We start from the raw sequence: 12,460 nt of genomic DNA on the forward strand, positions 1-12,460 counted from the left end.
GATCCCCTTACTTCAAGGCAGGAGATTCATCACTTTCTGTACTTAAATACTGAACTAACATGTCCACAAATCGGTTAGCAATCTGAATATCCTGAAGTTCGTTGTTGAAATCGTCTTTGGAAATCAGGCTCATTTTCTGTAATAAACCCATCATAGACGTGAAGATGAAATGAGCAGTGGATAAGGGTTCTGTATCAAATTTTAACGATCCATCTTTAACTCCGGCCTCCAGAGCATCCATTAAGAAATGTCGTTCTTTTCTCCGCATCACAAAATCTTTGTACTTTTCTTTGAGTTCTTTACTGTAATCATAGGCTTCAAAATGCAAATCGAATAGAAGAATGAATTTGATGTAACCTGGGTGTTGCCGGGCATAATCAATCCAAGCATTAAGCATCGAAGCAAGCATTTGCTTACCATTCATTTCAATTGAAGAAGGTGCGCTTCTAACAAATTGGGTCATGCTCTCCAGAATTTCCATCTGGACCTCAAAAATCAGTTCGTTCATGGACTGATAATGCTTATAAAAGGTAACCCGGCTTACACCAGCCACGTCGCAGACATCCTTAATATTAACTTTGAGAAAGCTTTGCTTCATAAAAAGATCCTTCGCCGCAGCAATTAATTCTTCCCGGTTTTTGTTTTTTAAATTCTGGTGCCAGTTCTCAGTCATGGGCGACACTCCTTTCTTGCTCTTTTTTTGGTTTTTGTAAGGTGATGAAAAAGGCAGATGCCAGGATAATTGCCCCAAAAATATAGGGAATATTAATATGTTTGTCAAACATCAATCCCGCTAAAATGGGTCCAAGTATGTTTCCTATACTGGTGTACGTTGTATTTAATCCGGCAGCATATCCTTGCCGATCACCAGCTGAGTTGGCAATCAATGTACTTACTGTGGGTCGTAAAAAAGCATTAAAAGCAAAAAATAAACCTGATACCACTAATAAATAACCTAAATTGATCTTGAATATCATCAACAATAAGGTTATAGCGGTCATCACCAATGATATACGTATAAGCTTTATCTCGCCAAGTCTCTTAATCAGATGATCAAGCAGCCAGATCTGCACAATAATGCCTATAATAGCACCAACCGTAATAATGATTGAGATTTTCGTTGTATCAAAACCGTATTTTTGTTCCACAAAAAGGGCGTACACCGTTTCATAATTCATCAGACCAAATGTCATGATCAGAATGAGCAGAAGATAGCGGAAATAGGACGTCCGGAATGAGTTTACGATTTGACTACGAATGGATTCCCGAGGGGCCCATTTGTTAACGGATTTCCGTTTTTCCTTTGGTAGTGTCTCTGGCATATAAAAACAAAGTATCGTAGCGATAAGCCCAAGTCCACCCGCAAAAAAATAAGGCACCCGTATGCCAAACCCAGCGATAATCCCGCCTAACCCTGGACCAAGTACCATACCCAAATTCATGGAAGCCCCCAAGTACCCCATACCTTTTGCACGGGTTTCATGGGTGGTGATATCAGCGACATAGGCCATATTGGAAGGGACCATGATTCCGATACCTATACCCCCAATAAATCTAGCGATGTAAAGTAGGGGCAATGTCGTAGATACAGCAAATATCAGATCTGAAAGGACGGTTAAAAACATTCCGGAAATGATCATTGATTTTCGGCCCCATTTATCCGAAAGCTGTCCCCCTATAGGTGAAAAAATAAACTGTGCTGCTCCAAAAGCCGCAATAAGATATCCGGCGGCAGCCCCTGACGCATTAAACAGTTTCAGATATTCAGGTAGAATGGGAATGACCATACCTTGCCCCAATAAAGCGATAAATAGATTCAACATCAGAATGAAAAGTGGAAATCTAGCAGACTTAGATAAGCTGCTCATATCATAGCCCTCCTATATAGTTTACACTGTGTAAAGGTTTACTCGATGTAAACTATAATAATGGAATGATGGGCCCTTGTAAAGGTGTGTCTGAAATTTAGGATACGCTGTTTTTAGTATGTTTTTTCAAGTAAAAAAAGTACTGTTTTAAACAAAAGAAGGAAAATTTATGAATTCACATCATTATCCAAGTATGATAGCATGATCTATATATTTTGGTGTAAAGCGCGGGCTTATCTTAATAAGATTGGAGCGAACATCATGCTTAAGGTTCTGATCGTGGACGATGAACCCTGGGTTCTAGAGGGGCTAAGGACGATGATCGACTGGGGAAAATTCGGTTATGAAGTTTGTGGTGAAGCTCAAAACGGCACGGATGCGATGAGGCTTATCCAGGAGAATAAACCGGAACTGGTTCTTACGGATATTAATATGCCTGTAATTAACGGTCTTGAGCTTATTACAAAGTTGAATGAGGTGATGGAGAAACCTCCTAAATTTGTGATTTTGTCTGGATATGATGATTTCAAGTATGCACGTACGGCATTGCGCCAGCGGGTAAATGAATATTTATTAAAACCCATTGATGATGAAGAAATAGAGGCTTTATTAAGCAGGATCACTCCAATAATCCAAAATGAAATCGCTTCCAATGAGGGGTTTGATAAAAAGCAATTTTTTATCGTAAATAATATCATCAACCGCCTGATCCAAGGGGAGTATAACGAAAATTTAGAGCTTCTAACCCGAAACACCTTGAAGCTTCAAGCGGATGCAGAGGTAATGTGTATTCTTATTGAACCGGCCTCCTCTATGAATCCATACCAGCCGCAGATAAGCGATTATTTTTCTAAGGAAAACTTCTGCTTCTTTCAAGACGGATCGGGAAGAGCGGGGATCATTCTTCAGTCTGCTTCTATCGGGAATGAGAGCCTGGAGTCTATCGTCAACCAGATGTATTCGGATCTCACTGAGCAATCACCAGAACCGGTTTTTCTAGCACTTAGCAGCAGAATGGTCGGGGTGAGCTCTATTCGAGAGATTTATAGGCAGGCACTTGAGGTATGGAAACGAAAAACGCACCAGCAGAAAAGAGGGGTCTTTTATTATAGTGAGCTTAGGAACCTGAAAAAGGAAGAACCGCATGAGGATCATTTCAGACAGCTGCTGCATAAGGTCCAAACGAATGATACGGAACAGATCCAGCCTTGTGTAAAAGAAGCGTTCACTGCTTTCGTCGAGAATCTGCTGACCCTTGAAGTTGTAAAAGCAAAAGTGGCCCATTTAGAGCTTACGATCTGTAGAATTATAGCTCAAATGAATGGAGACCCGGATACGATTATGATTAAGCTTCAGCAAGAATACGGAAATCTAGGTGAGCTTAGTGATTATTTTATATTAAGCCGTTATGTACAAAGTCTGTGTGAACGGGCTGCCGTCTATCTGTCTGAACTAGAGCAGCAGAATGAACAAAATACGATCTACAAGGTTATTCAGTATGTGGATCGGGAATTTCGGAATAAATTAAAGCTTCAGGATTTGGCACAACAATTTCATATTAATTCTACCTATTTGGGACAACTGTTCAGAAAGCAAACGGGTCAGGGTTTTAGTGAATACCTAAATGCCAAACGGATTGAAGAGGCGAAAAGTCTGCTGAAACGAACACAGCTAAAGATATCGGATATAGCGGTGCAGGTGGGATTCTCTAACACTGATTATTTTATAGATAAATTTAAGCTGCTTGTAGGGGTAGTACCATCCGTGTATAAAAATGAGAATAAGAACCAACAGCTCTAGGGGAAGCAAGGTGTTTCATATGGAGAGAAAAAAATTCAGATTTAGAAAAGTAGTGAATGATATTCCCTTGAATTATAAATTTTCCCTTATTTATATCATAGGTGTTCTTCTCCCTATCATTATTATTAACCTTGTTTTTTTGGATCGGATTTCCGATCTGATCAAATCGAGAGAGCAGCAGAATCTAGAGATATCCTTAGAAAGAGCCCGAAAGGATATTCATGACTTCATTGAAGGTGGGGTAGCTGTCAGCTATACGCTTTCTGCCGATAAGAACCTGTATGAATTGCTTGAGCGGACGTATGGGAACTCTATTGAATTTTATGACACTTTTGATGAACAGCTGAGAGACCGCATGAACAGCTATATGCCGGTGAATAATCAGATTGAACGGATTACTGTATTTACAAACAATGATTCCATTGTTTCTGGCAGCAACTATCAGATCATCAATGAAAAGGTAATGAATAGTGAATGGTATAAGCAGTCGAAGGCTGCGAATAAACATCTGTTTCTTGCCGCTTATCATATGAGTGATACCTCTAGTGTGATTTCTACAGCGCCTTATTTGAGTGTTATTGAGCGAATGGACGCTTACAGCTCATACAATAAATTTGAAAAGCTGCTTAGAATTGATTTGGATCTCAGTAAAATATATGACGTGATTATCAGAGAAAAAGATTACTTGAGTCTTTATTTAGTTAACGAGCAGGACGAGATTATTATGTCTGCACAAAGCGGCTATCAAAGAGGCACCGCGGAACCTTATCCCGTGTTCAAGCTGCAGGATGATGAGCGCAAGGAGGACGTTCATATTGTACCCGTCGGCGGAGCTAGTTATATAAAGGGCTGGCGGATAATAGGAATTACACAAGGTGAGCGTATTACCCAAGCGATAATGGAGATTCGGATTTATGCAGGGATTCTGGCGTCCATTGTCACGCTAATCACAACCGCTTTTTTATATGTGATGTTAAGATCCTATAATTATCGGGTGAAACGGTTATCCAGACATATGCAGAAAGTATCCAATGAGAAATTTGAGCTGATTCGGATTGATGAAGGTCAGGATGAGATCGGGGGCCTGATCCGTAATTTTAACAGGATGACCACTACCATTAATTCCTTGATCAATGATGTATATAAACTGGAGATTCAAAAAAATAATCTGGAGATGGAAAGAGTAAGGGCTGAGCTGAATTTCCTGCAAAGCCAGATGAATCCGCATTTTCTGTTTAATACGTTAAATGCCATTTTGGTAGTCTGTACTAAAAATAATTACTCAGATGTTACGGATATCATTAAGAGTTTATCGAAATTACTTAGACGGCTGCTGAGCTGGAAAGAGGATCTCGTTACCTTGGAAGAAGAAATGACTTTCATTGAGATGTATTTGAAAATTGAAAAATTCCGGTTCAGGGATAAATTCGACTATCAATTTGAGATCGATGAGCAGTCGCTTCAATATAAGATTCCCAAGCTAAGCATGCAGCCGCTCGTTGAGAATTCCTGCAAACATGGTCTACAGGCCATAGAGGGACTAGGTGTGATAAAAGTGAAGACGTTAGTGGAGGAGGGACGATTAAAAGTTACCGTCTCTGATAACGGTAAAGGGATAGAGCCAGAGAAGCTGCAAGAATTATTAGGTAATGTTCAAAATGAAGCGTCTTCGGGAACAAATATCGGAATCCGCAATGTGTACCGCCGATTAGAATTGTACTATGAAGATCAGGTCCGTTTTGATATCAGCAGCGTTCCGGATGAAGGGACCATTGTCACTTTTGACATTCCACTAAAACTCCTGGAACGGAAGAATAGCTAGAAAGTGAGGGACCTCCTATGAAATACAAAGTATTATTGATCGATGATGAGCCTAGTGCGCTTGAAGCGATGCAGCTGTGGATTAATTGGCAGGAGCTTGGCTTTGAGGTATGTGGGACCTCCAGCAATGGCAAAGAGGGACTGGAGTTAATGAAACAGCTAGAGCCAGATCTTGTAATTACGGATGTTAATATGCCGCTAATGAATGGGCTGGAGATGGTCGCAGCTTGGCAACAAGCTGAGATTAAGGAGATCAAATTTGCCATACTAAGTGGTTATAGTGAGTTTGAATATGCCAAGACAGCTATACATTATGGAATTAATCATTATCTGATGAAGCCAGTGTTTCCTGAAGAGGCGGCAGAAGAATTGCTGGAGATATATCAGGAGTTGGAGCAGGAAGCTCAGAAGCGCAGTTTAAATCAAATAGCCTCCGCGGAGGAGGCTATTTCTCTCCTGAAAGGAATGCTGCATGAGAAAGCTGAGCAGTCGAATCAGGAGGTCCTTAACCGACTATCGGAAGGGAAAAGCCATTGGAATATTTGTTTGATACAGACAGAGCCGGTTTTGTATACGGAGATCAGAGAGCAAGCCTCAGCCCTCCTAACCGATAAAGATTCGATGTTTCTGATGGATCTGGAGAGTCATTGTTTTGGAATCGTATACGGATACAATTCATTGTCCACTGAGGGAGCTGTGATCGATCAGATCGCAACTCCATTGCTGAATGAACACCCTAAACAAGCTTTGTATATTGCAGCTGGCGCTGGCGCAGGCTCCTTGCTTCAGATCGGGAACAGTTACCGAACGGCGAAAGAAGCATTAATGTATTATTTTTATTATCCTGAAAATGCAGAGGTCCTGAGTTATCAAGAGATTAAGGATAGTCCCTTCAGTTATCATTATGATCAAATTCAACTGATGGATGACTTGATAAGACCTATTAATACGCTGGACTCCGCAGATTTTAGCCAAGCTGTGAACTCGGCAGCCCGCAGTTTCCGTGAGCAGCGCATCGCTCCAGAGGTTGTGAAGAAAATTGTTATTCATATGATGTATAAGATTATTGAGTTTACCTCGGAAGCCAGTGAAGTCCATGAGTCCTCCTTATCTAATCAAATTAGAATTCCCGCGATGTTAGACTCAATGATCACCTTGACGGACTTAATGCGTAATTTGCTATTCTGCGGCGAGGCCAGTATTGACATCCTTCTTAAGGAACAAAACCTAAGATCACAGGGGATTGTTCAGGAGATTAACAATTATATTGAAGAGCATTTTCGCGAATGTCTTACTATTAAGAGGCTATCAGAGGTGTTTTTCCTGCACCCGGTATATCTGGGCCAATTATTGATCAAGAAGAACGGAATTAATTTCAATGAACAGCTGCATAACCTCCGAATAAAAGAGGCAGTACATTTACTTCAACAAAATAAGTTGAAAAATAGTGAAATCGCTGAGAAAGTGGGCTATGGAAATTATAGTCAATTCCTCAAGCAATTTGAAAAAAAGCTGCATATGAGTCCTAACGAATTTAAAAACACTAATACCTAAACTTTTTGGGGGTACATCTTTAATTCTGGCGTATTTTCAGAAGATTATCACCTCTATAATTTAACTTGTAAGGGCTTACAACATTGTTACACCAACAAATATATGGAGGTGCTTTATGGGGGGCAAGTTAATATCCAAATGGAAACTTAGTCTGATTGCTGTGTTATCCCTAAGCTTTACCTTAGCAGGGTGCGGAGGAAATAACAGCAACAATACGACGGCTAAGGGGGAAGACAAACCAGCAGAAACAGCCACTTCAACTGCAGCAGGAACAGATTCTGATAAGATTGAACCTTTCGAAATTAGTATCTTTCTTGGAGAAGCAGGCCAGCAACCAACACCAGATAATAAAATTTATAAAATGATTAAAGAAAAAACAGGCGCCTCATTCAATTTCGAATTCTTGGCAGGAGATCTTAAACAGAAGCTTGGCGTTATGATTGCCGGTTCGGATTATCCAGATCTAATGAGTTCTAATACCCAACTGACGGCAGCAGGTGCATTTATTCCTCTCGAGGACTTGATTGAAGAACACGCTCCAAATTTGAAAGCGCATTACGCAGCTTACTGGAACATGATGAAGGATCCAAATGATGGACATATTTATACACTTCCAAACTATGGTGCGTATAACGGTGATGTGAATTCAACCTATTACTCTGGCCCAGCTTTCTGGATTCAGAAAGCTGTACTTAAAGATGCTGGCTATCCAGTGGTTAAAACTTTGGATGAGTATTTCGATCTTATCGTTAAGTATAAAGAGAAGAATCCAACCATTGATGGACAACCAACAGTTGGGTTTGAGATTCATAACAAAGACTGGAGAAACTGGGGATTGTTTAATGCTCCTCAGCATCTGATCGGGCATCCTAATGATGGCGGAGTAGTGGTTAATGATAACGTGGCAGAAGTCTTTGCGGATAAAGACTATGCTAAGCAGTACTACAAGAAGCTTAATGATATGAATGCATTGGGTATTATTGATAAAGAAGCATTTACAATGGATTATGACCAATATTTAGCTAAATTGTCCAGCGGAGCCGTTCTGGGAATGTTTGATCAGCACTGGAACTTTGGTAAAGCAGAAGATTCACTCAAGACACAAGAGAAAGATATGAGAACTTATGTAGGTCTGCCTCTTGTGTATGATACCAACACCAAAGATTATTATCTGGATCGCCCTGCGCTTAACTTGAATAATGGATTCGGGATCACTGTCAATGCTAAGGATCCAGTGAGAATCCTTAAACTGATGGACACATTGATTCAAGAAGATTGGCAAAGAACTCTCACTTGGGGTATTGAAGGCGAAGATTATATTGTGGAAAACGGCCGCTTTATGAGAACCCAAGAACAACGGGATAACGCAGTTGATGCTACATGGAAGCTGAGTAACAAAGCAGAAGCTTGGTATGCTACCGCTCCGAAAATGCAAGGGTACTTTGCAGACGGTAACTCAACGGATGCGGCAGCCCAACCAGAAGAATATAAGGCAGGATTGGAAGCGTTTGACAAGGAAGTCCTCGACGCATATGGATTCAACAGTTATGTAGATTTCTTCAGTAAGCCTGGACCGAACCCAGTAGCTTACCCTGCTTGGTCCATAGATCTTGTTGAAAATTCTCCAGCAAAAATTGCCGATACGAAGATGGGAGAAGTTAAAACCAAGTTCTTGCCAAAAGCAATCTTGGCTAGTCCTTCCGATTTCGATAAAGTTTGGGCTGAATTTGTTAAAGAACTTAATAAAGCGGATATCAAAGCCTACGAAGACAGAATCAATGAACAGCTTAAATGGAGATTTGATACTTGGAGTGTTAAATAGTTAGAGCTTGCTTAAAAATCAGAAAGTGGTGGCTTATTAGCCAACCACTTTCTGAAATATATGGATGATGTGGGGAGAAAATATATGGATGAGATTTTAACGGGAAAAAAAGTTAACCGGCATCCTAAAAGAAAAAAGAAGCAACCGATTACTATGACCTTGATTAAGAATCAGAAACAGCTAATTTGGATGTCGGTTCCATTGCTGCTTTATATTATATTATTTGCTTATGTACCCGTCTGGGGATGGACCATGGCTTTTCAGGATTATAAACCAGCTAAGGCTTTTGGCGAACAAACGTGGGTTGGCTTGAAACACTTCAAGTTTCTATTTACGGACGATACCTTTTTAAGGGTACTGCGAAACACACTGGCTATGGGATTAATTAATTTCTTTCTAGGATTTATAACCGCGATAACATTGGCCTTACTTCTTAATGAAATCAAAAACGTATTTTGGAAAAGAACCGTGCAGACCATATCCTACTTGCCTCACTTCCTCTCTTGGATTATTGTAACAGGGATTGTAGGTGTCTCCCTCTCGGTTAACGACGGGATTATCAACATCGTACTCATGAAATTACATCTTATTGATTCACCGATTCTTTGGTTGAGTGAAGGGAAGTATTTCTGGGGTATTGTGGGTGCTTCAACCGTCTGGAAAGAGGTTGGATGGAGTACTATCATCTACTTGGCTGCTATTGCTTCTATAGATCCAGCTTTATATGAGGCTGCTGAGATTGATGGGGCTAACCGGTACAAAAAAATGTTCAATGTAACATTGCCGGGAATTAGACCAACCATTGTAATCCTGATGATAATGTCCATAGGACATGTACTGGATGTCGGATTTGAGGTTCCGTACTTATTAGGGAACGGGCTTACTGTAGACTGGTCGGATACGATTGATATATTTGTATTGAAATACGGGATTGGGCAAGGGAATTATTCCTTAGCCACTGCGGGTGGTATATTTAAAACAGTCGTAAGTGTAACGTTGCTGCTATTAGCTAACTGGACTTCGAAGCGGCTAGGGGAAGAGAGGCTGTTATAATCATGGAAAAAACTCAATTGATTCCTCAAAAATCTCCAAAAAGCAATGCTGGAAAACGGATGAGAAATTTGGGGTTCGAACCCGTAGTGTTCGGCACCTTCAATACTATATTTATGGTTTGTCTAGTTATTGTTACCTTGTATCCATTCCTGAATACTATAGCAGTCTCCTTTAATGCGGGGAATGATACCATCCGTGGCGGCATTTATCTATGGCCTAGAGAGTGGACCATACAAAACTACAAGGCAGTTTTTGCCTCTGGTACAATTATTCCTGCTTTTTGGATTTCGGTAGCACGAACAGTGATATCTACGATCCTGAATCTATTTTTGACCACAATGCTTGCTTATACTTTAAGCCGGAAAGAATATGTTTTCCGCAAACAGATTACCTTTATTTTCGTCCTAACCATGTATTTTAATGCGGGTCTGATTCCAAACTATTTCCTAATTAAGGATCTTCATTTGATTAATACGTTTTGGGTATATGTAATACCGACTATGATAAGTGCATTTAATATGATCGTCATCCGTACTTACATTGGCGGCTTGCATGAAAGTCTTATGGAATCCGCGAGAATCGACGGTGCAGGGGAATTCAAGATTTTCATGAAAGTAGTTTTCCCTTTGTGTAAGCCTGTTCTTGCTACCATCGCCCTTTTTGTCGCGGTAGGTGCATGGAACTCATGGTTTGATGCTTTTATCTACACTTCTTCCCGCCAACACTTGAGTACATTACAGTATGAATTAATGAAATTAATATCATCTAGTATGAATGCGAATAGTAACGCAAGTGTAGCTAACGGGGCAGGGGTAACTGCTGAGTCAGCGGGGTCAATGGTTACTCCAAAGTCCATTCGTGCAGCCGTTACTATTGTTGCTTCGGTTCCAATTTTGCTAGTTTATCCATTCATGCAGAAATATTTTGTAGTTGGAATGAACGTAGGAAGCGTGAAGGAATAAGGAGCTTGCAATCACTATTAAGTAATAGGAAGGTTGTCTGTTAAATTATGACCCCATCTTCAATCACATACACGAATCCGATACTTCCAGGCTTCTATCCTGATCCAAGTATCACCCGGGCAGGTGATGACTACTATTTAGTTTGCAGCTCCTTTGAGTATTTCCCTGGCGTACCTATTTTTCATAGTCAGGATTTGATTCACTGGACACAAATAGGTCATGTGCTCAATCGTGTAAGTCAGCTGGATACTCGTAAAAGCAAGAGCTCTGGAGGGATATTTGCCCCAACGATCCGGTATCATGAAGGAACGTTTTACATGATAACGACCGAAGTACACGGGAAAGGAAATTTCTATGTTACGGCTACGGACCCTGCGGGTCCGTGGTCAGATCCGATTAGTATTCCTTATGGAGGAATTGACCCTTCTCTAATGTTTGATGAGGATGGAAAAGTATATGTAACCACCCAGCAGGGGGCAGATTATGACTCCCATGCCATCCAATATGAGATAGATATCGCTACGGGAGCAGCATTAACAGAACCTGTTGTCATCTGGACTGGGGATGGCGGACCTTGGACGGAAGGACCCCATTTGTACAAAATAAATGGAATGTACTATATCATGACGGCTTCAGGAGGAACGGCTAAGGAACATCGGGAGATCATTGGCCGCAGCTCCTCTCCTTATGGACCATTTGAACGATTGCCGCATCCGATATTGACGCACAGCGGTACTGATAATCCCATTCAGTATTTAGGGCATGCCGATTTGATTGAGGATCGTAACGGGGATTGGTGGGCCGTATTCCTTGGAGTAAGACTAGTAGATGCAAAATTTACTGTGCTTGGAAGAGAGACTTTCCTTGCTCCCGTAAACTGGACTGAAGACGGATGGCCGATGATCGATAATAATGAAGACACTGTCGGACTGGAAATGAAGGTTTCACGTGTACCTGGTCAATCACCAAAACCTGAGACTAGTGGAAGATATGATTTTGATGAACATGTATTGCCGCTGGGATTAGCCTTTCTGCGGAATCCGGCTGAGGGAAGCTGGTCCTTAAACGAACGGCAGGGATGGTTATCTCTTCGAGGACAACCGAAAGGTCTCAGTGAAGTAGGCCAAGTGGCTTTTGTAGGCAGAAGACAGCAGCATACTTCAGCAGAATGGAGCACACTGCTTGAAATGCCTTCATCTATTGCTGATGTGGAGGCTGGACTTTGCGCCAGATTAGATGAGAACGCTCATTATGAAATTGGACTTGTTCAAAAAAACGGCCAAAGAGTGATTACAGCTCATGTGACCATGGATGGAATAACCCATACAGCGGTAGAGATTCCAACTACTGCCGAGCGAATTTATTTGAAAGCTAAGGCTGAGCTTAACGAATACAGCTTCCTGTATTCTTTGGATGGGCAGGAGTGGAATAAGCTATCAACAGCAGCAGCGTATCCATTATCCCCTCAAGCTGTAAAAGGAAATGGATTTACGGGTGTACTTATCGGCTTATATGCAACAGGTCATGGCAAGGTGGCTGAGGTGCCTGCCTACTTCGATTGGTTCGATTATCAGTCTTAA

9 protein-coding genes are annotated in these 12,460 nt (G+C 41.1%); 7 read left to right on the forward strand and 2 right to left on the reverse strand.

The features are described 5' to 3' along the window. Positions 1-7: 7 nt before the first annotated feature. Positions 8-673, reverse strand: coding sequence for a TetR/AcrR family transcriptional regulator (locus MKY63_RS14890; protein WP_076098808.1), 666 nt, complete (start codon positions 671-673; stop codon positions 8-10). Beyond that, positions 666-1,868 (reverse strand): MFS transporter, encoded by a 1,203-nt coding sequence (locus MKY63_RS14895; protein WP_076098807.1) that lies wholly within the window; start codon positions 1,866-1,868, stop codon positions 666-668. Before MKY63_RS14895 ends, MKY63_RS14890 begins: the two co-directional genes overlap by 8 nt. 261 nt (positions 1,869-2,129) lie before the next feature. Here MKY63_RS14895 and MKY63_RS14900 point away from each other — a divergent pair, with 261 nt between their 5' ends. From MKY63_RS14900 to MKY63_RS14930, 7 genes are all read left to right on the forward strand, one after another. Next, positions 2,130-3,668 carry a response regulator gene (locus MKY63_RS14900; protein ID WP_076098806.1) on the forward strand — a complete coding sequence of 513 codons (1,539 nt, stop codon included), beginning with the start codon at positions 2,130-2,132 and terminating at the stop codon, positions 3,666-3,668. Positions 3,669-3,687: 19 nt separating this feature from the next. Further along, complete coding sequence (locus MKY63_RS14905) at positions 3,688-5,490, forward strand: sensor histidine kinase (RefSeq protein WP_076098844.1); 1,803 nt, start codon at positions 3,688-3,690, stop codon at positions 5,488-5,490. A gap of 17 nt (positions 5,491-5,507) precedes the next feature. Beyond that, entirely contained in the window at positions 5,508-7,043 is a 1,536-nt protein-coding gene (locus MKY63_RS14910) for a response regulator (RefSeq protein WP_076098805.1), read from the forward strand. Positions 7,044-7,158: 115 nt separating this feature from the next. After that, positions 7,159-8,865, forward strand: coding sequence for a sugar ABC transporter substrate-binding protein (locus tag MKY63_RS14915; RefSeq protein WP_076098804.1), 1,707 nt, complete (start codon positions 7,159-7,161; stop codon positions 8,863-8,865). Between the two features lie 84 nt (positions 8,866-8,949). Next, on the forward strand, positions 8,950-9,918 hold the full coding sequence (locus tag MKY63_RS14920) for an ABC transporter permease subunit (protein ID WP_076098803.1): 969 nt from the start codon (positions 8,950-8,952) through the stop codon (positions 9,916-9,918). 59 nt (positions 9,919-9,977) lie between these two features. Continuing rightward, complete coding sequence (locus tag MKY63_RS14925; protein ID WP_076098843.1) at positions 9,978-10,880, forward strand: carbohydrate ABC transporter permease; 903 nt, start codon at positions 9,978-9,980, stop codon at positions 10,878-10,880. A gap of 47 nt (positions 10,881-10,927) precedes the next feature. Next, positions 10,928-12,460, forward strand: coding sequence for a glycoside hydrolase family 43 protein (locus MKY63_RS14930; protein WP_081382396.1), 1,533 nt, complete (start codon positions 10,928-10,930; stop codon positions 12,458-12,460).

The organism is Paenibacillus sp. FSL R7-0189 (genome assembly GCF_037969925.1).
Classification (GTDB): domain Bacteria; phylum Bacillota; class Bacilli; order Paenibacillales; family Paenibacillaceae; genus Paenibacillus_AQ; species Paenibacillus_AQ odorifer.

Coding starts and splice junctions, on each gene's coding strand:
- MKY63_RS14890 (WP_076098808.1), bottom strand. CDS start 673: ATGACTGAGAACTGGCACCAGAATTTAAAAAACAAAAACCGGGAAGAA.
- MKY63_RS14895 (WP_076098807.1), bottom strand. CDS start 1,868: ATGAGCAGCTTATCTAAGTCTGCTAGATTTCCACTTTTCATTCTGATG.
- MKY63_RS14900 (WP_076098806.1), top strand. CDS start 2,130: ATGCTTAAGGTTCTGATCGTGGACGATGAACCCTGGGTTCTAGAGGGG.
- MKY63_RS14905 (WP_076098844.1), top strand. CDS start 3,688: ATGGAGAGAAAAAAATTCAGATTTAGAAAAGTAGTGAATGATATTCCC.
- MKY63_RS14910 (WP_076098805.1), top strand. CDS start 5,508: ATGAAATACAAAGTATTATTGATCGATGATGAGCCTAGTGCGCTTGAA.
- MKY63_RS14915 (WP_076098804.1), top strand. CDS start 7,159: ATGGGGGGCAAGTTAATATCCAAATGGAAACTTAGTCTGATTGCTGTG.
- MKY63_RS14920 (WP_076098803.1), top strand. CDS start 8,950: ATGGATGAGATTTTAACGGGAAAAAAAGTTAACCGGCATCCTAAAAGA.
- MKY63_RS14925 (WP_076098843.1), top strand. CDS start 9,978: ATGAGAAATTTGGGGTTCGAACCCGTAGTGTTCGGCACCTTCAATACT.
- MKY63_RS14930 (WP_081382396.1), top strand. CDS start 10,928: ATGACCCCATCTTCAATCACATACACGAATCCGATACTTCCAGGCTTC.